23 protein-coding genes, 1 tRNA gene and 1 pseudogene are annotated in these 23,878 nt (G+C 48.3%); 14 read left to right on the forward strand and 11 right to left on the reverse strand.

Annotation, left to right across the window (positions count from 1 at the left end):
* From IQ219_RS02910 to IQ219_RS02920, 3 genes are all read right to left on the reverse strand, one after another.
* Window positions 1–620: ArsA family ATPase (locus IQ219_RS02910; RefSeq protein ID WP_194071650.1), on the reverse strand; the 620-nt coding region annotated here is incomplete at its 3' end.
* A 118-nt stretch (window positions 621–738) separates the two neighbouring features.
* On the reverse strand, window positions 739–936 hold the full coding sequence (locus IQ219_RS02915) for a DUF2862 domain-containing protein (protein WP_010871443.1): 198 nt from the start codon (window positions 934–936) through the stop codon (window positions 739–741).
* A gap of 245 nt (window positions 937–1,181) precedes the next feature.
* Window positions 1,182–2,357, reverse strand: a complete 1,176-nt coding sequence (locus IQ219_RS02920; RefSeq protein WP_190597607.1) for a transaldolase — start codon at window positions 2,355–2,357, stop codon at window positions 1,182–1,184.
* A 269-nt stretch (window positions 2,358–2,626) separates the two neighbouring features.
* On the opposite strand from IQ219_RS02920, the gene IQ219_RS02925 reads away from it, so the two are divergent.
* The 3 genes from IQ219_RS02925 to hrcA all read left to right on the forward strand — a co-directional run bounded on the left by IQ219_RS02925 (window position 2,627) and on the right by hrcA (window position 4,664).
* Window positions 2,627–3,196, forward strand: coding sequence for a shikimate kinase (locus tag IQ219_RS02925; protein ID WP_194071651.1), 570 nt, complete (start codon window positions 2,627–2,629; stop codon window positions 3,194–3,196).
* A 57-nt stretch (window positions 3,197–3,253) separates the two neighbouring features.
* Window positions 3,254–3,338, forward strand: a tRNA-Ser gene (locus IQ219_RS02930).
* Between the two features lie 189 nt (window positions 3,339–3,527).
* Window positions 3,528–4,664 carry a heat-inducible transcriptional repressor HrcA gene (gene hrcA / locus IQ219_RS02935; protein ID WP_194071652.1) on the forward strand — a complete coding sequence of 379 codons (1,137 nt, stop codon included), beginning with the start codon at window positions 3,528–3,530 and terminating at the stop codon, window positions 4,662–4,664.
* A gap of 51 nt (window positions 4,665–4,715) precedes the next feature.
* Here hrcA and cysH read toward each other — a convergent pair whose 3' ends face one another.
* Window positions 4,716–5,465: a phosphoadenosine phosphosulfate reductase gene (gene cysH, locus IQ219_RS02940; RefSeq protein ID WP_194019973.1), complete on the reverse strand. Its 750-nt coding sequence runs from the start codon at window positions 5,463–5,465 to the stop codon at window positions 4,716–4,718.
* A gap of 145 nt (window positions 5,466–5,610) precedes the next feature.
* Window positions 5,611–6,243 carry a protoporphyrinogen oxidase HemJ gene (gene hemJ / locus IQ219_RS02945; protein ID WP_194019974.1) on the reverse strand — a complete coding sequence of 211 codons (633 nt, stop codon included), beginning with the start codon at window positions 6,241–6,243 and terminating at the stop codon, window positions 5,611–5,613.
* 334 nt (window positions 6,244–6,577) lie between these two features.
* Between hemJ and IQ219_RS02950 the strand changes: the two genes are divergently transcribed.
* From IQ219_RS02950 to rre2, 3 genes and pseudogenes are all read left to right on the forward strand, one after another.
* Window positions 6,578–7,060, forward strand: coding sequence for a GNAT family N-acetyltransferase (locus IQ219_RS02950; protein WP_194071653.1), 483 nt, complete (start codon window positions 6,578–6,580; stop codon window positions 7,058–7,060).
* Window positions 7,061–7,252: 192 nt separating this feature from the next.
* Window positions 7,253–9,757 (forward strand): high salinity-induced biofilm formation sensor histidine kinase Hik12, encoded by a 2,505-nt coding sequence (hik12, locus tag IQ219_RS02955; protein WP_194071654.1) that lies wholly within the window; start codon window positions 7,253–7,255, stop codon window positions 9,755–9,757.
* 8 nt (window positions 9,758–9,765) lie between these two features.
* Window positions 9,766–11,127 (forward strand): annotated as a pseudogene (gene rre2, locus IQ219_RS20475) (high salinity-induced biofilm formation responseregulaton Rre2).
* Between the two features lie 44 nt (window positions 11,128–11,171).
* On the opposite strand, the gene thiL reads toward rre2, so the two are convergent.
* Window positions 11,172–12,221 carry a thiamine-phosphate kinase gene (gene thiL, locus IQ219_RS02965; RefSeq protein WP_228016673.1) on the reverse strand — a complete coding sequence of 350 codons (1,050 nt, stop codon included), beginning with the start codon at window positions 12,219–12,221 and terminating at the stop codon, window positions 11,172–11,174.
* A gap of 100 nt (window positions 12,222–12,321) precedes the next feature.
* On the opposite strand from thiL, the gene IQ219_RS02970 reads away from it, so the two are divergent.
* The 3 genes from IQ219_RS02970 to IQ219_RS02980 all read left to right on the forward strand — a co-directional run bounded on the left by IQ219_RS02970 (window position 12,322) and on the right by IQ219_RS02980 (window position 15,113).
* The gene (locus IQ219_RS02970; RefSeq protein WP_194071655.1) at window positions 12,322–12,774 is read left to right on the forward strand and encodes a VOC family protein; all 453 of its coding nucleotides are present in this window, start codon (window positions 12,322–12,324) and stop codon (window positions 12,772–12,774) included.
* A 97-nt stretch (window positions 12,775–12,871) separates the two neighbouring features.
* Window positions 12,872–14,389, forward strand: coding sequence for a 4-alpha-glucanotransferase (malQ, locus tag IQ219_RS02975; RefSeq protein WP_194071656.1), 1,518 nt, complete (start codon window positions 12,872–12,874; stop codon window positions 14,387–14,389).
* 109 nt (window positions 14,390–14,498) lie between these two features.
* A complete protein-coding gene (locus IQ219_RS02980; protein WP_194071657.1) occupies window positions 14,499–15,113 on the forward strand; it encodes a nucleoside recognition domain-containing protein in 615 nt (204 codons plus the stop codon).
* A gap of 71 nt (window positions 15,114–15,184) precedes the next feature.
* Here IQ219_RS02980 and IQ219_RS02985 read toward each other — a convergent pair whose 3' ends face one another.
* The gene (locus tag IQ219_RS02985; RefSeq protein ID WP_194071658.1) at window positions 15,185–15,655 is read right to left on the reverse strand and encodes a DUF29 domain-containing protein; all 471 of its coding nucleotides are present in this window, start codon (window positions 15,653–15,655) and stop codon (window positions 15,185–15,187) included.
* A 390-nt stretch (window positions 15,656–16,045) separates the two neighbouring features.
* On the opposite strand from IQ219_RS02985, the gene IQ219_RS02990 reads away from it, so the two are divergent.
* Window positions 16,046–16,681, forward strand: coding sequence for a spore maturation protein (locus tag IQ219_RS02990; RefSeq protein ID WP_228016674.1), 636 nt, complete (start codon window positions 16,046–16,048; stop codon window positions 16,679–16,681).
* 26 nt (window positions 16,682–16,707) lie between these two features.
* Here the strand turns inward: IQ219_RS02990 and IQ219_RS02995 are convergent, their stop codons facing one another.
* Both IQ219_RS02995 and rre1 read right to left on the reverse strand, forming a co-directional pair.
* Window positions 16,708–17,694, reverse strand: coding sequence for a Gfo/Idh/MocA family protein (locus IQ219_RS02995; protein WP_194071659.1), 987 nt, complete (start codon window positions 17,692–17,694; stop codon window positions 16,708–16,710).
* 59 nt (window positions 17,695–17,753) lie between these two features.
* Window positions 17,754–18,449: a two-component system response regulator Rre1 gene (gene rre1, locus IQ219_RS03000; protein WP_014407067.1), complete on the reverse strand. Its 696-nt coding sequence runs from the start codon at window positions 18,447–18,449 to the stop codon at window positions 17,754–17,756.
* 353 nt (window positions 18,450–18,802) lie between these two features.
* On the opposite strand from rre1, the gene IQ219_RS03005 reads away from it, so the two are divergent.
* From IQ219_RS03005 to IQ219_RS03015, 3 genes are read left to right on the forward strand one after another with little or no spacing between them, the layout of a single operon-like run.
* Window positions 18,803–19,987: an HhoA/HhoB/HtrA family serine endopeptidase gene (locus IQ219_RS03005; RefSeq protein ID WP_194071660.1), complete on the forward strand. Its 1,185-nt coding sequence runs from the start codon at window positions 18,803–18,805 to the stop codon at window positions 19,985–19,987.
* Between the two features lie 32 nt (window positions 19,988–20,019).
* Complete coding sequence (msrB, locus tag IQ219_RS03010; protein ID WP_194071661.1) at window positions 20,020–20,532, forward strand: peptide-methionine (R)-S-oxide reductase MsrB; 513 nt, start codon at window positions 20,020–20,022, stop codon at window positions 20,530–20,532.
* A gap of 56 nt (window positions 20,533–20,588) precedes the next feature.
* The gene (locus IQ219_RS03015) at window positions 20,589–22,025 is read left to right on the forward strand and encodes a transglutaminase domain-containing protein (RefSeq protein ID WP_368667556.1); all 1,437 of its coding nucleotides are present in this window, start codon (window positions 20,589–20,591) and stop codon (window positions 22,023–22,025) included.
* A gap of 30 nt (window positions 22,026–22,055) precedes the next feature.
* Here IQ219_RS03015 and IQ219_RS03020 read toward each other — a convergent pair whose 3' ends face one another.
* Window positions 22,056–22,376 (reverse strand): MgPME-cyclase complex family protein, encoded by a 321-nt coding sequence (locus IQ219_RS03020; RefSeq protein WP_194071662.1) that lies wholly within the window; start codon window positions 22,374–22,376, stop codon window positions 22,056–22,058.
* Between the two features lie 92 nt (window positions 22,377–22,468).
* Window positions 22,469–23,194, reverse strand: a complete 726-nt coding sequence (locus tag IQ219_RS03025) for a pyridoxine 5'-phosphate synthase (RefSeq protein ID WP_194071663.1) — start codon at window positions 23,192–23,194, stop codon at window positions 22,469–22,471.
* Between the two features lie 154 nt (window positions 23,195–23,348).
* Between IQ219_RS03025 and IQ219_RS03030 the strand changes: the two genes are divergently transcribed.
* Window positions 23,349–23,878, forward strand: a 530-nt coding sequence (locus IQ219_RS03030; RefSeq protein WP_368667557.1) for an alanine dehydrogenase, incomplete at its 3' end; no start/stop codon positions are given.

Below are 23,878 nucleotides of genomic sequence, written 5' to 3' on the forward strand. Positions count from 1 at the left end.
GCGATCGCCGTTTTACCCTGCTGGAGCAAATTCTGGGGGCCATCGGGGTGGTTGAGCATTTGGTCTGGACTCCAGTTCACACTCAGCACCGCACTGGCCACTGGTTGCACAAAGGGGGAAAGGGTCTGCACCACTTCTGAATCTGCCAATACTTTCTGGAAGCGCCGCCAATACCAACTGGCAATTTCGGGAATGCCCAACATCCTCAGGGTAGAGAGGTTGCCGGGGCCGTCGTAAATCAGCACGTCATAGCGACCGCTGAGTTCGTATTCCCGCAGGGCATTGAGCACCAACACCTCGTCCATGCCCGGCAGCACCCCTAACTCTTCCCCATAGATCTTTTTCAGGGCCGGCGATCGGAGATATTGGGCTTCCACTTCCTTGAGCTTTTCCCAACCCCTTTCCAACAGATGGGTAGAACTAAGCAGCAAACCATCAATGTTTGCCTCCACCCCCTGGGCCGTTTCCGACAGGGTCGCCCCCCATTGCCACGCCAAACTAGGATCTTGCCCCAGCACCAGCACCCTCTGACCCGCCTGGGCCAGCTTTTTAGCCGCGGCGATCGCCACCGTCGTCCGGCCAACGCCACCTTTTCCTAAAAAAGTTAGAACTAATGCCACAGCAATTTCCTAAAATCTAGCGAAAACAACCAATATTCCCGAATCAGACCGCAAAAAATACCTCAACGGCGATCGGGAAGGTGTAGTCAAAACCAATGGGGGAGAGCGAAACCAATTATTAAATGGCTTTGAGTTCGTCCTCAAAAAACCAGGTGGCGGTGCGGTCATCAAAGGAAACCACGGCCCCGATGCCACTGCCATCCGTCATTTTAAAATCCTTAACGACACCGACTTTACCCAGTTTACCCACCACATCGGGGGAAACCCGGTCCCGCAGACGGTAAACCTTAACTTTTTGACCTATTTCAATCGTCATATTGCTTAAATAGTGGCTAAGTAAAGAAACATTGCAATCCCCCCCAGTTTAGCGGAATCTGCGCCCTCCCTTGCCCCTAGACTGGCGTCAAATCAGCAAAAAAATTGCGCCACCATTTAGCCAAGGAAAATTATGACGGTGGCAGGAAATCAGGGGAAAGCAATAGGGCCATAGATTTCCCCCCGATCATTGACGATGGCCCATCTCTGGCAATGATTTTGCTTGCCAATTATGAAGCTAACCTATTAACCCACAGAAGCCAAACGGAAAGCGGCCCCCAAACCAGCAGACATTTCAGCCGCGGTAATCTTGCCATCATGGTCCCGGTCTAGGGCATCAAAAACCACATCGGTGCCGGCCCATTCTTCCCTGGTAATAAAACCATCCCCATCTAAATCGTAGGCATGGAAGATTTCTTCTGCCCCATGTTTGATGTGCTCTTGGCCGTCCAGAACCTTTAACCGTTCTTCCAATAAGTGCTCCAAAACTTCTAAAGCTTTGGTAAATCCGGCAATGCCTTCGGCCAGTTTTTCCGACGCCATGGGATCTTCGGCATGCATTTTGTCGAAGGTGGCCTTGTCCATGGCAATTTTTTCAATGTCCTGGGGCACTGTGGCTGGATCAAGTTTGCGGGGCAGATCCTCTTCAGTGTTGCGCAGTTGGTCTAATAGCTGGGGGGAAATGGTCAACAGGTCACAGCCGGCCAATTCGGTAATTTCGCCGATGTTGCGGAAACTGGCCCCCATGACTTCAGTTTTGTAACCAAAGCGTTTGTAGTAGTTATAAATGACGGTGACGGACTGCACCCCAGGATCTTCATGGCTGGCATATTCTTTGCCAGTCGATTTTTTATACCAGTCTAAAATGCGCCCCACAAAGGGGGAAATGAGGGTGACTTTAGCTTCGGCACAGGCGATCGCCTGGTGGAGTCCAAACAGTAAGGTGAGGTTGCAGTGGATGCCTTCTTGTTCCAACACTTCCGCCGCCTTAATACCTTCCCAGGTGGAAGCAATTTTGATCAGAATGCGCTTTTTATCAATGCCAGCTTTGGCATATTCCCCAATCAGGTAGCGGGCTTTGGCAATGGTGGCTTCCGTGTCGTAGGAAAGACGGGCATCGACTTCTGTGGAAACCCGACCGGGGATAATTTGTAGAATTTTGACCCCAAAAGCCACGGCCAAACGGTCAAAGGCTAGGCGGACAATGTCTTTGATAGAGGCATTTTCCCCCGCTTCGTCCTTAGCTTTGAGCAGGGTGCTGTCCACAATTTCCTGGTATCGGGGCATCTGGGCCGCCGCCGTAATCAAAGAAGGATTAGTGGTGGAATCCCTGGGGGTAAAGGTTTCAATGGCTTGGATGTCGCCGGTGTCGGCCACCACCACCGTAAATTGTCGCAGTTGTTCGAGGAGATTCTTACCCATAATGGCAATTAAAAAAGTTCAACGTCTTTCCCTCCAATGGTAATGGTGATTCCCGAAAGCGAGGCCTTGATTTAGGCTGATGAAAAATGTTTAACTGATTTTTCCATGCTGTCATCGTGGGCCAGCCCCGCTCCAGTCCCCCTAGGGCCGGGTAATTTCAGCAACAATGGTCAGTTTAAATACCCACCCTGGGGAGTAATGATAAATTCTGCCAAAATTATCCAAATCTAGGCGTAAACATTTTTTGTACTGCTACCGCAACCTTTGCCATGGGCCAAAACTTAATCAAAGAACAATTACAAGGGGTTAACCTATTTCTGATCGGCATGATGGGTAGTGGGAAATCCACCGTTGGCCCCCTATTAGCGGAACAGTTGGGGTATCGTTTTTTTGATGCGGATGTGTTGATTGAGCGGGTGGCCGGTAAGGCGATCGCCGACATTTTTGCCGAGGATGGGGAAGATACTTTTCGGGATTTGGAAACGGAGGTGTTGGGGCATCTGGCCGCCCAGACCAGAAGTGTGATTGCCACTGGCGGGGGAGTAGTGCTCAGACGACAAAATTGGAGTTATCTGCACCACGGCCTGGTCATCTGGCTCGATGGTTCACTGGAGTTACTCTTAACCAGGCTCCAGGGAGACGAAGGCAGACCCTTGCTCCAGGTGGAAAATCTAGAAGAACGGTTAGGAGATTTAATTGCCCAACGGCAACCCCTCTACGCCCAGGCTGACCTACAGTTTCCCCTACAGGCGGATCAGGACCCTCCGGCGATCGCCGCCGAACTGTTGGCCATTATTCCAGGGTTACTTAAACCCCAATGCAGTGCGGAACAGAATTGATCAAATAATGTCGCCATGGTGGCCATGGTAAGATGATTTACTGACCTTTGACCTCCCGGAGAGGTGGCAGAGTGGTCGAATGCGCCCGACTTGAAATCGGGTTTGGGGAAACTCAACGTGGGTTCGAATCCCACCCTCTCCGCTTGCTTGACTTGAATGAATCGGAATCTAATCCAGGGCGCTCCGGCAACGGCACAAGCAAATCCTGGGTAATTATTTTATAATCTAGTTTTTTTAAGAACTTTTTACGGAGTTTCAGCCTTAAAGCATCTTTATCCATCCTGACACCAACCGTTTAATATCTAGTCTTTAGCCCGCAATTTAGGAAACAATGGTGAAGCCCCTCCGCTTAAACGATCGCCATCAGCAAATTCTCCGAGCCACCGTTCAGCACTACATTGCCACCGCCGAGCCCGTGGGGTCTCAAACCCTGGCCCAGGAGTATCAATTTGCCGTCAGTTCCGCCACCATTCGCAATGCCCTCGGACAACTGGAAAAAGCGGGTTTGCTTTATCAGCCCCATGTGTCTGCCGGCCGAGTTCCCTCCGATTCCGGTTACCGCATCTACGTAGATAATCTCCTGACCTGGAGCGATCGCCAGAGCCGCACTGTTAAGCAAAAGTTAGAAAATGAAATTAGCGGTGATAATTGGCACTTTGAAGCCCTAATCCAGAGAATGGGGCAAATTTTGGCTAGTTTAAGCGGCTACATCACCCTAATTACCTTTCCCCAAACGGAAACAGTGCATTTGCGCCATCTACAATTGATGCTGTTACCGTCCCATCAAATATTAATTATCCTGGTCACTGACAGCTACCACACCCATTCCCTTACCCTGGATCTGCCCGCCACCATGGAAGCCAAGGAGGAAGGGGAATTGGAACAGGAATTAGCAATTTTTTCCAACTTTCTCAACGCCCAATTGCGGGGTAAAAACCTTTCTGAGTTGAGCCATTTAAATTGGCAAGAACTAGACCAAAAATTTAGCATCTATGCCGATTTTCTCCAAGGTTTGCAACAACAAATCAAGCCCCTTCTGCAACGACGCATGGCTGGACCTCTGGTAGTCCATGGAGTTTCCAAGGTAATTCAGCAACCGGAGTTTTCCCAGTTGGAACAGGTGCAAATGCTGTTGTCTTTGCTGGAACAGGAACAGGAGCAATTATTTTCCCTCTTATTTGACCCCGATGACTGTTGGGATAGTCTGGGCAACTTGGGCCAGGAAACCAGTCTACTGATGGGGGAAATGGCCCCCCGGTCCCGTCCCGTGGTAACCCTCCGTATTGGGGCAGAAAATCCCTTGGAATCCATGCATCCCTGCACCTTGGTGTCGGCGATTTATCGTCAAAAAAAGGTACCAGTGGGAAGTGTGAGCATTCTGGGGCCTACCCGTATGGTGTATCAACAAACCATTCCCTTGGTAGAACAGGCCGCTGAATGTTTATCGGAAGCATTGAGCAAAAATTAGGCAGAGCCCCAGGCAACAGGTTAGTAACTTTTTCGAGTGCCATTAACCGTTCTACAAGGAACTGGAATCCAAACTTTGGCCAGCTTCCGGCGATAAGGGCAAATGTAAACCACATTCCTGTTTGAGACCGTGGAAACGGGTGTCCCTTTCATCCTCATCATGGGCCGTCAGGGGCCGGCTAGAATGCCAATCCCCCACCGATACATAGCCTTGGTCAAAAAAGGGATGGTAGGGTAGATCGTGGGCTGTCAGGTATTCATAAATCATCTTAGAAGTCCAGTCCAAAATGGGTAATACCTTGTATTGATTGCCCTGCAGATCCACTGGTTTTAAGTTCTGACGGTGGCGGGTTTGGTCCCTCCTTAATCCCGTCAACCAGGCGATCGCCTCTAACTCTTTTAAAGCCCTCTGCATCGGTTCTACTTTGCGAATCTGGTCATAGCGATTGAGGGATTCCACATCCTTCTGTTGCCAGAGTTTACCGTAGAGCGCTTCCATGCGGGCCGGACTGAGGGGAGATTGGTAAACCTTTAAATTCAACTGCAATCGTTTGGTCAATTGATCGGCAAACTGATAGGTTTCCAACGGCAAATAGCCCGTGTCGATCCAGATAACAGGAATATTGGGCGCAATACTGGTCACCAAATGGAGCATCACCGCCGCCTGAATGCCGAAACTAGTGCTCATCACCAAGCCGGGGCCAAAGGTCTGGGCAGCCCAGGTAATGATCTGTTGGGCGGTGGCATTTTCCAGATCCGTTTGTAGGGTAGGTAGATCGAGCTTAGTCAGAGTATGGGACATCAGTGAGTGATGGAAAATATTTGGGTAAAAGTATAGGTAACGGACAAAGCGCTGGCGGAGTTAGGGGGTGAGCATGGAGCTTAGATTAAACTCAACTCCCTTACTTATTGAGTAGTTACGGCCACTATTTCAGCCACGTCAGCCACTAATTCTGAGCCGAAGCCGCCTTTTGCTGTTCAGTTAGTAGTTCCTGGTCCCGGCGACGTTTTTTGGCATAGAGTTGAATTGAAGCAGCCATGGCAATGACCAAAGCCACAATTAACCAGGTGGTGGCATCCAGGGGTAAATTACCCTTAAACACCGCCAGTAGGACAATTACCACGAGCAAAATAGTCGGGGCCTCATTTAACGCCCGGAACTGTTGCCCACTCCATTGGGATTCTCCCTGGGCCAGCTTTTTCATCACCCGACCACAGTAGAAATGGTAGAGCAAAAGTAGAGCCACAAAGGTGAGTTTGATGTGGAGCCAACCGGATTTGAGAATTTCTGGTTCTGTGGAAATGAGACCGATCGCCATGGCTACGGTAACCACCATGCCAGGGGTAGTGATGATGTTGTAAAGCCGCTTTTCCATCAACTCATACTGTTTTTTGAGGATAGTTTTGGCTGGTTCCGGCTCCTGGTCTGCTTCAGCGTGATAGACAAAAAGCCTTACTAAATAAAATAATCCAGCAAACCAAACAACAATGCCAATCAGGTGGAAGGCTTTAAACCAGTAGTAGGCCATGGTAAAAGTTGACGGTGGACAAAGAAGGGAGAAATACTCGCACTTGGGCATTCTCCAGGGACAGGGTAAGTAATCAGCCCATACCCAAGGGGGCCATTATATCGCCTTGCCCAGTCCCAAATCATTTTGCATTGCCCTATTCAAAGGCAAAGTCTTGTTCCCGACCCCGAGGAGACTTGGTTCAGCCATCAAATCTCTGCATTGGTAATGGTGGAAGCCAAGGGAGCGCATCAAAACCGGTTGCATTGAAAGTGCCTTAACCATTTAAAGCCAACATGAAGTCTGAACCGCTGGCCATTGAATTCCCAATAAATTAGCAAAATTAGCTCACTTTTAGTGCAATTACTGCAAAATATTGACAACTTTTTGCCACCAAGTAACGCAAGTGAACAACATTCATCTACGCCCATATCACCCTTCAGATTTAAACAATATTATTCACATCTTCACCGAGGCTGTCCATCAGTTAGGAATTAAACATTATTCCCCAGCCCAACTGAGTGCTTGGGCCCCCTCCAAACCAGACCGGCAACGGTGGCACGATCGCCTGGAATCCATGGTGGTGGTGGTGGCTGAGCAGGGGGCAACCATTGTCGGCTTTATTGGCTACGATGACGCTGGACTAGTTGACCTGCTTTTTGTCCATCCAGCCTTTACCCACCGAGGCATTGCCACTATGCTGATGCAAGCAGTGGAGCGGTTGGCCCTTGCTAACGGGGTAAGTCAACTTCAGACCAAAGCAAGTATGGTGGCTCGGCCATTTTTCGAGTCCAGAGGATTTGTGGTGATAGCGGAAGAAACCGTTACCATAAGGGGAGAAAATTTACGGCGATTTGCCATGGATAAAATCATCAAACCAACTCAATAGATTGTGGGACTAATGCTAGAACTCGTCCCTAAGCAAAAAGATAGGTAACCAGTTCCCCTGTCTTGTCAGACTGTGATCAAAAGAACATTTAGGTCTATCTAAGCTTGTCAATATCTTTGGGAAAAATTAGGAAAATTTATCACATTTTAGATCATGATTTAAGTATTTTTCTACCAAACAATAGAAGATAAAATGCGAATTAATAATACTTTTTTCAACAGCTTGGTTGCTTTTCGATTAATGTTCTGGCAAAAGCAAGTCATAACGGCGATCGCCATCTATGGAGCCACCTACATTTCCCAATTATTTATTACCTATGCGGGCACTGCTTCATCGCCAATTTGGATTCCTACCGGTGTTGCTGTCGGCTTTTTATCCATTTGGGGCTATCCAGTCTGGCCGGGCATGTTGGGGGGATTGCTATTGGGGGAAGCCATGGCCCTGCATGCGTTGGAAAGCACCGCCAATTTGATGTTAACCGTGGCAGTTACCGGGGTAGTTGGTTTAGTCAATCTTTTTTCAGTCTACCTTAGTGATCGCCTCACAGCGGACAATTACCTATTTTCTAAAATCAAGAATATTATTAGATTTATTATTTTTGTTTGCTTTAGCAGTCGTTTACCCGCCGCCATTATTTGCTCACTTTTATTATATTCATTTGACAAAATTCCTTTCAATTTATATTCTGAAGTTGCCTACACCTGGTTATTGAGCGATGCCTTTGCGCTGTTGATTATCACTCCTTTTATTGTTGCTTGTAATCATAACTTTAAATCGTTTATTAAGTTGCTACAAGAACAATGGCTAGAAGCAATCAGCATTGTTTTTTGCGTTTTATTAATTGTTAAAATTATTGCTAATGGTTATCCCATTGAATATCTACTCATTCCCTTCCTGCTTTGGTCAGCCTTTCGCTTCACTGAAGTTGGCTCTTCTTTATTAACAATTGTTGTTTCTGCCCTATTAGTATTAATCCTTGCCCTAGACCAAGAAAAAATCGCCATCAAAAATCAACTTTTATTGTTGCAGTCGATTTTGGCCTGCATTAGTATGACTACCCTGATTTTAAATGCGGTTCTCAGTGAAAATGAAAGATCAAAAAATCAACTTTTTACTACCAATCAAATATTAATTGAGCAAAATCAAAAACTCCAAGAACTCTATCAACAAAGGGAATTAGAAAGAGCCCAAAGGGAAAAAATTCTCATAGAATATAATGAATCGCTCCAAAAGCAAGTTGACCTAGTCAAAGCAAAAGAAATAGCTGAAAGTGAAGCTAAGGCCAAAAGCACTTTTGTGGCCAATATGAGTCATGAACTGCGTTCTCCCCTCAATGCCATTATTGGCTTCTCCCAGTTAATGTTGCGTACCCAAAATTTACCAATGGAGCAATATGAAAATGCAGGTATTATTCAACGTAGCGGGGAGTATTTATTAAATTTAATCAATAATATCCTTGATTTTTCTAAAATTGAAGCCGGTAAAACCCATTTAAACCGCTATCATTTTGATCTTTATCTCCTACTGGATGACCTGGAGGATATGCTCCATCTCAAGGCAGCTAATGAAGGCATAGAACTAATTTTTATTCGCGATCAAGATCTACCCCGATACGTTTATGGTGACGAAATTAAGCTAAGACAAATTTTGCTAAATCTCCTCAGCAACGCAATTAAATTTACAGTGGAAGGGAAAGTAGTGCTAACTAGTAACTTTAGGAATGTGGAGCAAGGGGAATTGATCGATGAAGAGACGGAAACGGAACCCAAAAGTAAATATTGGTTAGACTTCACCATTAAAGATACGGGCAAAGGCATTAGCGAAGTGGAATTAAGTCATTTATTTGAAGCTTTCTCCCAAACAGAATCGGGGCGCAATGCCCAAGAAGGCACGGGATTAGGCTTAGCAATTACCCGTCAGTTTATTAAGTTAATGGGAGGGGAGATTACCGTTAGTAGTGTGGTTGACCAGGGGACCACCTTTAGCTTTTCGATTTTAGTTGATTTGGGGGAAATAACTTTAAGTCGGGAACCCAATTCTGCGAAAAAAGTTCTCGCCCTCACCCCAGGACAACCTGTCTATAAAATTCTGGTGGTGGATGATAAAAGTGTGAATCGTCAATTACTAATCAAACTCCTAGCTCCCTTTGGTTTTGAGATCGAAGAAGCTAGTAACGGCCGGGAGGCGATCGCCCTCTGGGAAAGCTGGGAGCCCCATTTAATCTTTATGGACATGAGAATGCCGGTGATGGACGGCTATGAAGCAACCAAACACATCAAGGGTCAGGTCAAAGGCAATGCAACGGCGGTGGTGGCCCTAACGGCCAGTGTGCTAGAGGAAGAAAAGGCAATTGTGCTTTCGGCCGGATGCGATGATTTTCTCCGTAAGCCGTTCCGGGAAAATACCATTTTTGACGCCTTGACCAAACATTTAGGGGTAACATATGTTTATGAGTCAGCCCCAGACAAGAACGATGGCCAAGGAGACACAGCATTGAAACCAGAGAGTTTGCTAATTATGTCCCAGGATTGGTTGACTCAGTTATCTCATTATCTTTTGGAAGCTGACACTGAGCAAGTAATGAAATTGATAGCGGAAATTCCAGCCTCAGAGTCAGAATTAGAGCAAAATCTAACTAAATTGGTGCGTAAGTTTGAATTCGAAAAAATTCTCGATCTAATTGAGCCGTTATCGTAGTAATTGTCATGGAAAAAGCAGATGAAAACAAGGGAAATATTCTCTTGGTAGATGACTTACCCAACAACTTGCAATTGTTGAGTGATTTACTGATTAATTTGGGCTACACAGTGCGGAGCGTTACCAGTGGCAAAATGGCCCTGAGAACTTTGCAGGTTAAACGTCCAGATTTGATTTTACTGGATATTAAAATGCCAGACATGGACGGCTATGAAGTCTGTGCAATGATTAAAAAAGAAGAGGAGTTACAGGATATTCCCATTATTTTTATCAGCGCCCTGGGGGATACCTTTGATAAAGTTAAAGCTTTTGAATGTGGTGGCGTAGACTATATCACCAAACCTTTTCAAATTGAAGAAGTGGTGGCTCGGATTGAGGGTCAGCTTACCATTCAAAGGCAACGGGTCGCCCTCAAAAGAGAGGTGAGAAAACGCCGGGAAGCAGAGGAAGTCCTCTACCAATCGAGGGCCTTACTTTCTAGTGTCTTAAATTCTGCTTTAGATGGTATTGCAGCCATGCAAGCAGTGCGTAACCCCCAAACGGGGGATATTGAAGATTTTCGCTGTTTGGTGATTAATCCCATTCTTTCCAAAGCTTTTAACCGCAGCCGAGAAGATTTAATTGGTCGGGTACTGCTGAAGCGTTTTTTACAGCGTTTAGATCCTCAACTTTTTGATCAATTTGTTAATTTGGTCGAGACGGGTACTTTCTTAACCCAAGATATTTATTTTCCCATTGCTGATTCTGATTGGTATCATGTTGTGGCGGTAAAGTGAGGGGATGGTTTTGCCGTAACGGTGCGAGATATCACTGATCGAAAAAGAATGGAATTGGAATTACAAGCAGCTAACCAACAGCTGCAATTATTAGCCAATATTGATGGTTTGACCCACATTGCTAACCGCCGTCGTTTTGATGAGTATCTAGCCCAGGAATGGCAAAGACATTGTCGTGAACAAAAACCATTGGCTTTAATTCTGGTAGATATTGATTATTTCAAAGCTTACAACGATTTATATGGTCATCAACAGGGGGATGATTGTTTGCAAAAAGTAGCCCATACTTTGGTGGATATTGCCAAACGCATTACTGATTTGGTGGCCCGCTACGGCGGCGAGGAATTTGTGGTGGTTTTACCTAATACGAATCAGCAAGATGCTTTAGCCATGGCAGAAAATATGATTGAGGCGATCGCCGCTTTGGCCATTCCCCACGAAGGTTCTTCAGTCAGTCAATATGTGACCATTAGCACTGGCATTAGTAGCATAATTCCCACTGCAAAAGACACCGTTGAAAGGATCATTAGCGAGGCAGATCAGGCTTTATACAGTGCTAAATCCCAAGGACGGAACCGGGCTTGCTTGGGGTGATTTTATGTCCTTAAATCTCTTTTTCTAGACATTTTAACCACTGATCAAGCATGAAAATGTTGAAATCCTTGTTGCAAAGATAGCTTTTCCTTTACCCCATTGCCAGAGGTTAAAAATACCTCCGTTCCTGCAACGATTTGGCCGATGACTCGAGGACAACGGTCAGGGGGTAAATCCAAAGGGGCGATCGCCGTTAGCCATTGTTGTGCTGCCAAGGGAGGTAGAGCTAGGACCAATTCAAAATCTTCACCGCCATAGAGAGCCCATTCCCTGGCTGTTTTCAGGCCGACCCAGTCGGTTAATCCCTGGGGAATGGGGAGTTTTTCTACCCACAATTCTGCTCCCACTTGGCTGGCTCGACAGATTTGCAATACGGCATCAGCAAGGCCGTCACTACTGTCCATGGCGCCAATGGTAGTTTCCAAACTCAGAAGAGAAGGCACTAGGTCTAAGCGGGGTTGGGGACGTTGGTGGGCCCTTTGCCATAAATTTCTCTGCTCCGTAGTTACCAACTCCTCACGGTCGGTATGGAGTAGGCAAGCTAAACCGGCTCGGGAAGCTCCGTGGTCGCCCGTGGCAATGAGCCAATCCCCTACCTTGGCTTGGTGACGATACAGGGCTTTACCCTGGGGTACTTGACCCAAAACCGTGATGCTAATGGTTTTTACTGGCGATCTGGAAACATCTCCCCCCAGGATAGGGGTCTGCCAAGGCTGTAAAGCAGCGGTTAAACCTTCATAAACTGCTAAAACCCAGCCCAAAGTAGTGGAGGGAGGTAATGCCAGGGCCACGGTGATACCAATTGGGGTAGCTCCCATAGCCGCTAAATCGGATAAATTTGCCGCCGCTCCCCGCCAACCAACGTCAAAGGCCGAGGTGGTCTGCTCACTGAAATGGACATTCTCCACCAACATATCCGTGCTCACTACCAGGGCATCTTTGCGAGGTAAATCCACAATGGCGGCATCGTCCCCCGTTAATTCTGCAGGGGAAAATTTTTGTAATTGGGTCAATAGGGCCTGTTCTCCCAACTCCCCTATGGTTTGTTCCGGCTGGGGCGGGATGGATCGGTCGGGTGGAAATGGTTGGGACAAAGACAGAGGCGAAGTTTAGGTTTTCGATGAAAATTTGGCAGAAGCGCCTATCAACCATTAAAACAGGGACAGTGTTGATCTTTGAGCGTCTTCTCCTACCATGACTCTTTCCTCCGGTTTACCTCTGGGCAGTTTACGGCGTGTGCATCACATCGCTTTGAACGTCAAAGATATGGAAAAATCCTGCCATTTCTACGGCCATATTTTGGGACTAAAACCTTTGGTGGGGGAAGAGGTGCCCGTTACCCTTAAAACCATGGTGGAAGAAGGAAAAGTAAGCAATTTCATCACCCCCGACGGCACTGTAATTGACCTGTTTGCGGCACCGGATTTATCTCCCCCAGCGGTGGATCCCCGCCAATCCTTCACCCGCACCGATCACTTGGCCTTTGACATTGCCCCGGCCCAATTCGACCAGGCGATCGCCGTGTTGGCAGCCCATGGGATAACCATTGCGTCAGGGCCAGTGACCAGACCGACGGGTAGGGGAATTTATTTTTACGACCCAGATGGCTTCCAGGTGGAAATTCGCTGTGATCCCATGGGTTTATAAACGGATCTTGACAGTAGCGCCATTAAAACTAGTAAAGCCATTTCTTGGCCCGTTCGATATGTTAAATCTGGAGAGAGATTTTCCTTCCTAGGCTCGCATGTTAGACAAACGCTGTAGCGGTATTTTGCTCCATCCCACCTCCCTGCCCAGTCGTTTTGGCATTGGGGATTTGGGGGACGGTGCTTTTCGGTTCATTGATTTTTTGGCGGACGCAGACCAGAGTGTGTGGCAAATATTGCCCCTGGGCCCTACCGGCCTTGGTAATTCCCCCTACCTTTGCTATTCTGCCTTGGCCATTAATCCTTGGTTGATTAGCCTCGATCGCCTGGCCGAAGAAGGATTTTTGCCACCGGGTTTACTAGACCAAGCCCCCCCATTTACTAATCCCCGGGTGGATTATGACCAGGCGATCGCCTACAAATCCCAAGTTTTAAAACAGGCCTTTGCCCAGTTCCGTACCAACATAGACCCAGCCATTGAGCAGGAATTTGCTGAATTTTGCCAAGCCCAAAGTCATTGGCTAGAAGCCTACTCCCTGTTCATGGCCATCAAAGAAGCCCACAATGGAGCCGGTTGGCACCAATGGGATAAAGATATCGCCTGGCGGGAACCGGAAGCCCTGAAAGTCTGGGGCGATCGCCTGAAGGCAGAGGTTTTGTACCATCAATTTTTGCAATTTCTTGGTTTTCGCCAATGGCAAGAGGTCAAAGCCTACGCCAACCAACGGCACATAGCCATTTTTGGGGATCTACCCATCTACGTTGCCCACGACAGCGCTGACGTTTGGGCCAATCCGGAAAACTTTTGTCTCGACCCCGAAACCGGAGAAGCGGCCATGATGGCCGGGGTGCCACCGGACTATTTCAGTACCACAGGGCAACTCTGGGGGAATCCGGTGTATGATTGGGAAACCCTCAAAGCCACAGGATTCGCCTGGTGGATTAAGCGCTTCAAAGCCAACCTGCAATATTTGGACATTGTCCGCATTGACCATTTCCGGGGTTTTGAATCCTACTGGGGAGTGCCCCAGGGGGAAGCCACTGCGGAAAATGGCGAATGGTATCCAGCCCCCGGCCAAGAATTTTTCCAAGCTTTGGGCAAAGCCCTTGGCAATGATTTGCCCATTGTGGCCGAAGATTTGGGAGTCATCACCCCAGAAGTGGAAGCCCTGCGGGATGAATTTAACTTTCCCGGCATGAAAGTCTTACATTTCGCCTTTGACTCGGACCGGGGTAATTCCTTTTTACCCTTTAATTACAGCAATCGTAATGCAGTGGTCTACACCGGCACCCACGACAATGACACCACAGCTGGTTGGTTTTATGCCCGCTCCGAGGAAGATCAACAAAAGGTTCTAAATTACCTAGGTTGTATGTGCGAGGAAGGCATTCATTGGAGCTTGATTCGTCTGGCTTCTGGCTCCGTGGCCAATCTGGCTATTTTCCCTCTCCAGGATATTTTGGGTTTAGGCAATGACTGCCGCATGAACTTACCAGGTACTGTGGCGGGCAACTGGGGTTGGCGTTACCATCCCGACCAACTCAACGATTGGCTATCGGGGCATTTGAGTTTCATCACAGAACTTTATGGACGGCGCATTTACCATACGAACTAGGGTCAAACCGATTAAATTCAAAGGGAAAGAACCCTCTCTGAGCTGACCTCCATTGAAACAAGGCTCGGGCTTTCCCCGTCTGGGATAGGGGAAGTTTACCCCAGGGGTTATGCTCAACTACATTTGGTTTGCAATTATTTTGCTGTCGGTGGTGGCCGGGACAGTAACGGGCAAGATTGACGCAGTGACCGAGGCCGCCATTGACAGTGCCGGGACAGCGGTGGAACTTTCCATTGGCCTGATTGGCATTATGGCCTTGTGGTTGGGCATGATGAAAATTGCCGAAGCGGCGGGTTTAGTGGAACTAATTGCCAAGTTGGTTAAACCCATTACTCTCAAGCTATTTCCTGATGTGCCCCCCGATCATCCGGCGATCGGCTCCATTGTGCTGAATATGTCTGCCAATATTTTGGGACTAGGTAATGCGGCCACTCCTTTGGGTTTAAAAGCGATGCAGGAGTTGGAAGAAATTAATCCCCGCAAAGATACGGCCACCGATGCCATGTGTATGTTTTTGGCTATTAATACTTCCAGTGTGCAGTTAATTCTGCCGGCTACGGTGGTGGGCCTAATGGGCACTGCGGCCAACGACATTTTTTTCTCCACTATTTTAGCTACCACCTGTTCCACCGTCACAGCCATTATTGCAGCTAAACTTTTGGCTCGATTAAAAATCTTTGCTTTGCCACCCATATCGACCATCGAAGAAGAGGCAAATCTATAAATTTAAAAATTCTATAAACTTTTCTTGGACAACTTTATCTTGACATTCAGATCAGCTAAAAAATACTCTGATTAGTCCCTAAAATTTGGCAGCCAGTCTTCAGCCAAAATTTCTTCCATCGTAGCAATAGGTTCTGGGGGAAATAAATTCTCATTTAAGCCAGTCTTGAGACTGGTGATTTGCCGAGCATCTTCATAAATTTCTTGGGCAATTTCTCGAGAATAAGGCCTCAAACTAGGACTACGTTTGAGCAAACGTTTGAGTTGTTTCCGCTGTTCCAAAATTGTCACTTTCCATCCCCTTTGATTGTATTCCCGCTCCTGTGACCAATAGGCTAATTTTAGTAAGTGTTCATAAATGACCAACAAGCGACTCTCTAACTGATGCTTCTGTTCGTTGCCCAAATCCTGTAACTCCTCCACTAAGCTCTGCCAGTCTAGTCTGTCAATATCTCCTTGGTGGATCTGATTAATGGTATTTTCTATCCATTGATAGAAGTCAAGCTCGTAAATTTTAGTGGGCAATTTGGTAGCATTGGACATTGGACTTTCCCGATCTAGGAGTCTGTTTACAAAGTTTTAGCTTTTCCTCTAAGAACGTGTTTGAAAAGCCCCCCTGACCCGCCAAATTTGGGGGGAAACAGAGGCAAAGTCCCTGAGTATTGCCGGAGCTTTAGGGGGCAAAACAAGACTTTACAAACAGGCTCTAAATACTCCAGTGCTTAAAAAAAATGTCTGGTTTTACAAAAAAACAGGGGCTAGGGCAAACTTTTAAAGCATATCCTAAAGCTTCTTGACTATGATTCTAGCAAATGAAAAAAGGTTTGCGTCCAAAGCCTTGTTTAAAAACGGCTTATTTTCCGAGCTCTAGTGGATAGATCAGAATCAAGCAAGAGGAGTTTGAATCTAAATATCAACTAGTCGGTGCTCAAAATGCAAACTTCGGTTGTTCCATCTAATCTGCAACAATTGCCCGTCTTGATGCGTCAATGGAAGTCCTGTTGTTGGCCCAGATATTTGATGCTCGAATCCGTCGCCGATATTTTTAACACCGGAGCAAAATATGTTATTCCCTTTTTGCTCTGTGGCATTCCCTTTTATGGCCTAGTAGTCAAAAAAGTCAAAGTTTACGAAGTTTTTGTCGATGGGGCCCAGGAAGGTTTCACAATTGCCGTGCGGATTATCCCTTTCCTGGTGGCTATGCTAGTGGCGATCGCCATGTTTCGAGCTTCTGGCATGCTGGATCTGTTGCTGACGGTGCTTAGTCCAGTATTAAGCTTGATCAATTTTCCGCCCGATAACTTGCTTTTGGCCTTAATGCGTCCCCTTTCCGGCAGTGGTTCCTTTGGCTTGTTTGCGGATTTGGTGAAGGAACATGGCCCGGATTCTCTCACTGCTAAAACTGCGGCCACCATGTTTGGCTCTACGGAAACCACCTTTTACGTACTGGCGGTTTACTTTGGCTCAGTGGGCATTAAAAAAATTCGCTATGCCCTTCTGGCGGGGTTAATGGCCGACGTAGTGGGGATTTTTTCGGCGGTTTATATCTGCCAATTTTTGTTTGGTTAATGCTTATTGAATTAAACTAAACCCAGTTAATTTGCCATGGTATTTTGGCAAGCTTGGGCACAGAGATCCGCTACTTGCAGAGCAGATAAACTCGCATCTAAATCCACGTAAAGGGACTTGCCAGTGGTTAAATAATCCAACACCGCTTCCGTATCCTGTTTGAACAGTCCCCGACGACTACCAACGGTAATTTCAGTTTCTGTTTGGGACTGAATTAGCTTGCCTGTTTCCCCGACGAAAATCAGAGTACCTCGATCGCCGTGGAGGGTAAAAGTCCGTTCATTCTGATGAAACACTTCCCCTTTGCCGTAGATAACCTCCGCTCTTAAACCGTCTTCAAACTGAAGATAAGCGGTGGCTAAACAGGCCCGAAAATACTCCGGATTAGGTTGGGGCCAAAAACGACATTGGGCATCCACTTTCTGCACCGTACCGAATAAATCCGTAAACCGGCTGATGCGGGACAGGGCCGCCACCAGGGGAAAGCCGAATTGTTGATGGTGATAAGTCCAGCGCCGGGGAGCAGGATTTTGTCCCATGATGGTGCTGTAGCGGGCGTAGAAAACTTCGCCAATTTTGCCTAGGTTTTGGCGAATGGCTTGGTGTACTCCCCCCAACAGTTCAATATGTTCCACATGGAGTAATTTGTCCTTTTCCTGGGCTAATTGTTGTAATTTTTTGCCCATGGCATAGGTCAGAGCCAGGGGATATTCCAACACCACATGCTTGCCCACCTGCAAGGCCGCCTCGGCGATCGCCCCGTGGAGTTGATTAATGGTCGCAATGAGTACTAAATCCACCTCTGGATCATTAACTAATTCCTGCCAAGATTGCCGGGGACTAACCCCAAAAGTATCCGCAAATTTAGCCGTATTGGCCTCACTGTTCCCCCAAAAGCTGACCAACCGACTACGGCGATCGCCCTGGAAAACTTCCGCTCGACGTTGGGCCGCATAGCCAGTACCAACAATTCCTACCCGCACCGGCGTAGCAACAGCAAAATTTTCAGACATAGTACCTTGGGAAAAATCAAAAAAGACCGGTTCAATCGATAGCTGTGAACTTGTCAGAGCTATTCCGTCAAGCCGTGTTGCAGGGCAAAACGAACCAACTCAGTGCGGCTATTGGTACCAGTTTTGGTAAATAAACGACTTACATACTTTTCGACGTTGCGGACACTGGTCTTTAACTGGGCCGCAATTTCCTTATTCATTAAGCCCTGGGAAACCAAATCCAAAACGCTCTGTTCCCTGGGGGTAAAATCCAGCTTGATCGGCGACGGGGTGGTGTGGATGCCACTGGGTTGGCCAATTTGCTCCTTCAAGGCGCGGATTTCTTGGTAAATTTCCTGCAGCTTAGCCGACTCACTGCCCGCATCGCTACTGGCCTGTTGGCGGGCTAGCAAATTGCGGACGATCGCTTCTAACTCATCGGGGTCAAAGGGCTTGGATAGAAAAGCGTCACAGCCAGTTTGATAACCCTGAATGCGATCGCCAGTCATACCGCGGGCCGTCAGGAACACCACCGGCAGGGATTGGAAGCGGGCATCTTCTCGGAGCTTTTGCAAAAACTGATAACCATCCACCTGGGGCATCATAATGTCGGAAATTACCAAGGCGGGCAAATGGTGCTGGAGGTAGTCCCAAGCTTCCGTGGCATTGGCTGCTAAGTCCACCTTAAAATCACCACTATCTTCTAGGAATGCCTGCACGGATTCCCGTACACCGGGTTCATCATCAACTAACAACAGGGAAATGGGTTCTGCCATGGCGGTAATGCAGTCATGCAAAGGGAAACAGGGCCGTTTGGTAGGAGGCGATCGTAGCAGGTTGCCAGACTGGCTGATTCCTCCCCCCATCAGCCTATCACGGGGGATAAACTCAGGAAAAACTAGCCTTTGGGGCATTAAACCCCAGCCTATCCAGGGTTGGGTCGATCCATCCTATAGAAACCGTTGAAAAAACTCCATGCCAGTCCCTAAAGTTTGCTGGGGCTGGTCATCGCCCAAAAATTAAGGGTGTGGAAAAGCTTTTTGAACAGACTCCTAGGTAAAATCGCCCCTGTTAAAATGGCAAATAGTGAAAATTTCTGTAAATCCTTGCTAATGCGTATTTGGAGACGATGAAATATCCCACCTGGTTACGCCGCATCGGCGGTTACTTATTGGCTTTTGCAGTGGGCACTGCTTTTGGTATCGCCAATTTGCCCCATGGGGTGGCAGCGGCGGACGACTTGACCCCAACTTCCATGGTCACAGCCCAGGCATCGGTGCCCATTAGTACAGAAAGCTTTGTGTCGGCGGCCGTATCCCGTTCTGGACCAGCGGTGGTGCGAATCGACACGGAAACGGTGGTAACCCGTCGCACTGACCCCATTTTGGATGATCCATTTTTCCAGGAATTTTTTGGTAGATCTTTCCCTGTGCCTCCTCGAGAAAGACGCATTGCTGGCCAAGGTAGTGGCTTCATTATCGACAACAGCGGCATTATCCTCACCAACGCCCATGTGGTGGATGGGGCTAGCAAGGTGGTAGTGACCCTCCGGGATGGTCGCACCTTTGACGGCCAAGTGCGGGGCACCGATGAAGTGACAGATTTGGCCGTGGTGAAAATTGAGCCCCAGGGTTCCGCCCTACCAGTGGCCCCCCTTGGCACTTCCGGTAATCTCCAAGTGGGGGATTGGGCGATCGCCGTGGGTAATCCGGTGGGACTGGATAACACAGTTACCCTGGGAATTATTAGCACCCTTGGGCGATCGGCTGCCCAGGCGGGGATTCCTGATAAGCGGGTCGAATTTATCCAAACTGACGCCGCCATTAACCCTGGTAATTCCGGTGGCCCTTTGCTCAATGCCCGGGGAGAAGTGATTGGTATTAATACCGCCATCCGAGCCGATGCCACTGGGATTGGGTTTGCCATTCCCATTGATCAAGCTAAAGCGATCCAAAATACCCTCGCCGCCGGTGGTACGGTCCCCCATCCCTACATTGGGGTGCAAATGATGAATATCACGGTGGACCAAGCCCGACAAAATAATCGTAATCCCAACTCCCCTTTCATTATTCCGGAAGTGAATGGCATTTTGGTAATGCAGGTACTGCCTGGAACCCCCGCTGAAAGAGCCGGCATCCGTCGGGGAGATGTAATTGTGGCGGTGGACGGTACTCCCATTAGCGATGGTGCCCGCCTCCAGCGCATAGTAGAACAAGCCGGTCTAAACAAAGCTCTCAAACTTGAACTGCTCCGAGGCGATCGCCGTCTAAGCCTAACCGTACAAACTGCCCAACTTCGTAATCCCACCAGTTAAGTTTCCCGTACCTCACCCATCCAACTTTCACCATGAAAAGACGTTACCTTTTAGAAGTGGGCACCGCTTCCCTAGGGGGCATCTGGCTCTCTCAGTATTTAGGATCCGCCCAGTCGAAACAACAGCAACCTCTACCCATGACTAAGACTCAAGAAACCTTCCCCATCAACAAAACCGATGCCGAGTGGCAAGCCCAGTTGAGCCCGGAAGCTTACAAAGTGTTGCGTAAACATGGCACCGAACGGGCCGGCAGTAGTCCCCTGGACAAAAACTACAAAGCCGGTATTTATGAGTGTGCGGGTTGCGGCACCCCCATGTTTACCTCGGAAACTAAATTTGACTCTGGTACGGGCTGGCCCAGTTTTTACCAACCCATTGAAGGGGCAGTGGGCTACACCACCGACCGCTCCTTTTTTATGACCCGCACCGAAGTCCATTGCAGTCAGTGTGGCGGCCATCTAGGCCACGTTTTTGACGATGGCCCCCAACCCACCGGCAAGCGCTATTGCATGAACGGTGTTTCCCTCAAATTTGTGCCGGCATAAATTTTCCGGTTGGTCTTACTAACCCTAACTTTTAGCGTTCATCAACGCTTATTACTGTGAGTTCTTACCGTCCCCAGCCCCGGCCAACCCGACGGGTCATCAAAAGAAAATCCCCCAACGCCAACGGTGGTTTATTTACCGGACTGGTACTGGTCGGTTTGATCGGGGCAGGGATTTGGTATTTTAGCCCCAGCGGTGGTTCCAAAAGTTTGCCGCCCGTTAACCTAGGGGCGATCGCCGATAAATTGCCCCAGGGTATCAACCCCAAAACCCTTGTGGTAACCCAACGGGTGGAGAATCCCATTGCTGGTAATACCGCATCTTTTTCTGGGGATGGGGGGGAAAGATTAGATAATTTGGCTCGTACAATTGTTTACCAAGGTAATTCCGTTAAAGAATTGGCTGCCTTAATCAGTCCCTTGGCCAACAATGACTGGGAAAAAGCCCGCTTAGCCTATAGCTGGATTACCCACAATATTGCCTACGACGTGCCCATGGCCGAAACCCGCAACATTGATGACCTCCGACCGGAGACGGTGCTTGCTCGGGGGGAAACCATCTGCTCTGGTTACTCCAATTTGTATCAGGCCTTGGCTAAGGAATTGGGGCTAGACGTGGTAATTATTGAAGGCTTTGCCAAAGGGGGAGATGTAATTGTGGGGGATGACCCCGACGTTAACCATGCTTGGAATGGGGTCAGCATTAACGGCCAATGGTATTTACTTGATACCACCTGGGGAGCGGGCATTGTTAATGACGGTAAATTTGAGGCTAAATTTAACCCGACCTATTTCGCCACGCCGCCGGAACAGTTAATTGTTAGCCACTTTCCCCGGGAAAGCCAATGGCAGTTACTGTCCCAAACCTACGATCGCCAAACGTTTGATACCATGCCAGCCCTCACCCCCAGATTTTTTCGGGATGGCATCGCGTTGGTCAGTCACAAGAAAAATAACATAGTGGCCGGTGGGGATTTGGAAGTGACCCTCCGCACAGGTAGCGATGTGCAAGTGCTGGCCCAATTGATGGATAACAACGGCCAGCCCCTGGATAAGCAATATACCCTCAGCCAAAATCACCGGGGACAAGTGACAGTCAACGCCGCCTTTCCCCAACCAGGAGATTATCAGTTATTAATTCTGAGCAAAAATTCCCAGGAAGAAACCTATTACCAGGCGATCGCCTACGATGTGACCGCCCAGGGAGTAGGACAACAATTTCCCCGCACCTATGGCACGTTTAGCGAAAAGCAAGTGCGATTAATTTCTCCCCTGGGGCGGACTTTACCCCAAAACCAGGCCAGCTATTTCCAAATTCAAGTGCCGGGGGCAGAAACAGTGGTATTGGTGGACGAAAATCGAAGGGAACTAATTCCCCTTAACCGCACAGGAGATATTTTCACCGGCTCGGAGATCATTAGCTTTGATAACGTAACTGTAGCGGCCCAGTTTCCCGGCAGTAACCAGTTTTGGAGCTTACTGGAATACGATTAGTTAGCTCGTGTTGTAGTTGTAAAAGCTGCCCTAACCCAGGGAGGCCAGGGGGTCAGGAATGGTATCGCAGGGCGCTTCAAATTCCCCGGTTAAAACGTATTCCAACCGCAGTTTTACCCAAACAATAAAAGACTTATTAGTGGAAATAATCGCTACATTTTTTTCGGGAGCTTTTGCCTTTGCTTCTGCCAGTTCCGGTGCATTAATAAAGGCTGGTTGAATTACTTGCCAAAAGTCAATTTCCTTATTTTTTTCAGCATAATCCCGCCGCCGTTCTTTGAGTACCTCTTCAAAGGGTTCCTCTTCCAGGAGAAACTTTTGACTTGCCAAAGCGTAATAATAGGTAGCCATATAACTTGTTTTATAACTAATAAATACTAACTGACTATACCAATGGGGAGGGCTATTAATGCCCAACTTTCCACCCTACCATGGGCTTGGCGCTAAAATGGCAGGCCCAACATGGCCAATTTCATTTCCCGCACCGCCCGTTCCATACCTACCAGAATGGCTCGGCTCATGATGCTGTGGCCAATGTTCAATTCTTCCATGCCTGGTAGTTCCGCCACAGGGCGCACATTCCAATAGGTCAGTCCATGGCCGGCGTTGATCCGTAGCCCCAGTTCCAGCGCAATATCACAGGCGATCGCCAAAGAGCCTAATTCCCGGGCCTGGTCGTCGGCGGTGGGGGCATTGGCATATTTGCCCGTGTGTAATTCGATAAATTTAGCTCCGCTTTGGGCGGCGGCTTTCAGTTGGGGTGGATCACCATCAATGAAGAGGCTGACGGGGATATTTTGCCCTTGCAGTTGGTCTACTACTCCAGCTAGATAACTCAAATTACCGGCCACATCTAGGCCCCCTTCCGTGGTGACCTCTTCCCGTCGTTCCGGTACTAGGGTGACGTAGTCAGGCTTTAATTGGAGAGCAATTTCCACCATTTCCTTGGTGGCAGCCATCTCTAGGTTTAAATGGGTACGCACCGTTTGGCGCAATATTTCCACGTCTCGTTCTTGGATGTGGCGACGATCCTCCCGTAAATGGGCGGTAATGCCATCGGCTCCAGCTAGTTCGGCCAACACAGCGGCGGCGATCGGGTCTGGCTCCACCGTTTGACGGGCTTGGCGAATAGTGGCTACGTGATCGATGTTGACCCCCAATGTTAGCAAGGCAAACCTCTCGATGATTTTATTGATCTAAGCAGACTTACTATTTTAAGGGAATTTACGGCCAATCCCTAGTTGCAGTCCTAGTCCATGGCATCGGTGGAAATGTCTGATTTAATGGGGTTGTCGGCATAGTATCCCCCTTGCAGAGATCGGTATGGAAATTGGTGTTCCCAAGGAAATTAAAGACCAGGAATTTCGGGTGGGGCTGACCCCCAGTAGTGTGCGGGCATTGGTGGCCCAGGGCCATGAGGTCTTTGTGGAACAAGGGGCCGGGGTAGGTTCTGGTTTCCCCGATGGGGCCTATGCCAAGGTGGGAGCCCAGTTGGTTTCGACAGCCAAAGAAGCTTGGCAGAAGGAACTGGTGGTGAAGGTGAAAGAACCTCTCCCCAGGGAATATGAATATTTAACCCTGCCGAAGTTGTTGTTCACCTATCTCCATTTAGCAGCGGAACGTTCCCTAACGGAAGCTTTAATTAAATCAGGCATTACGGCGATCGCCTACGAAACGGTGGAACTGGCCAATGGTCAATTGCCGTTGTTGGCTCCCATGAGTCGCATTGCCGGTCGGTTGGCGGTGCAAATGGGGGCCCATTACCTGGAAAAGCAACAGGGTGGCCGGGGAGTTTTACTGGGGGGCGTGCCGGGGGTCAAAGCAGGGCAGGTGACTATCCTGGGGGGCGGCGT

Origin of the sequence: Synechocystis sp. LEGE 06083, assembly GCF_015207725.1 — a bacterium.
Lineage (GTDB): Bacteria > Cyanobacteriota > Cyanobacteriia > Cyanobacteriales > Microcystaceae > Synechocystis > Synechocystis salina.

Bases quoted from the DNA above. Each gene is read 5' to 3' on its own strand.
- IQ219_RS02915 (WP_010871443.1), bottom strand. From the start codon at position 936: ATGACGATTGAAATAGGTCAAAAAGTTAAGGTTTACCGTCTGCGGGAC.
- IQ219_RS02925 (WP_194071651.1), top strand. From the start codon at position 2,627: ATGGGCCAAAACTTAATCAAAGAACAATTACAAGGGGTTAACCTATTT.
- hik12 (WP_194071654.1), top strand. From the start codon at position 7,253: ATGCGAATTAATAATACTTTTTTCAACAGCTTGGTTGCTTTTCGATTA.
- IQ219_RS02990 (WP_228016674.1), top strand. From the start codon at position 16,046: ATGCAAACTTCGGTTGTTCCATCTAATCTGCAACAATTGCCCGTCTTG.
- msrB (WP_194071661.1), top strand. From the start codon at position 20,020: ATGAAAAGACGTTACCTTTTAGAAGTGGGCACCGCTTCCCTAGGGGGC.
- hemJ (WP_194019974.1), bottom strand. From the start codon at position 6,243: ATGCCCAAGTGCGAGTATTTCTCCCTTCTTTGTCCACCGTCAACTTTT.
- cysH (WP_194019973.1), bottom strand. From the start codon at position 5,465: ATGTCCCATACTCTGACTAAGCTCGATCTACCTACCCTACAAACGGAT.
- IQ219_RS03020 (WP_194071662.1), bottom strand. From the start codon at position 22,376: ATGGCTACCTATTATTACGCTTTGGCAAGTCAAAAGTTTCTCCTGGAA.
- IQ219_RS02920 (WP_190597607.1), bottom strand. From the start codon at position 2,357: ATGGGTAAGAATCTCCTCGAACAACTGCGACAATTTACGGTGGTGGTG.
- hrcA (WP_194071652.1), top strand. From the start codon at position 3,528: ATGGTGAAGCCCCTCCGCTTAAACGATCGCCATCAGCAAATTCTCCGA.
- IQ219_RS02995 (WP_194071659.1), bottom strand. From the start codon at position 17,694: ATGTCTGAAAATTTTGCTGTTGCTACGCCGGTGCGGGTAGGAATTGTT.
- IQ219_RS02985 (WP_194071658.1), bottom strand. From the start codon at position 15,655: ATGTCCAATGCTACCAAATTGCCCACTAAAATTTACGAGCTTGACTTC.
- IQ219_RS02970 (WP_194071655.1), top strand. From the start codon at position 12,322: ATGACTCTTTCCTCCGGTTTACCTCTGGGCAGTTTACGGCGTGTGCAT.
- malQ (WP_194071656.1), top strand. From the start codon at position 12,872: ATGTTAGACAAACGCTGTAGCGGTATTTTGCTCCATCCCACCTCCCTG.
- rre1 (WP_014407067.1), bottom strand. From the start codon at position 18,449: ATGGCAGAACCCATTTCCCTGTTGTTAGTTGATGATGAACCCGGTGTA.
- IQ219_RS02980 (WP_194071657.1), top strand. From the start codon at position 14,499: ATGCTCAACTACATTTGGTTTGCAATTATTTTGCTGTCGGTGGTGGCC.
- IQ219_RS03005 (WP_194071660.1), top strand. From the start codon at position 18,803: ATGAAATATCCCACCTGGTTACGCCGCATCGGCGGTTACTTATTGGCT.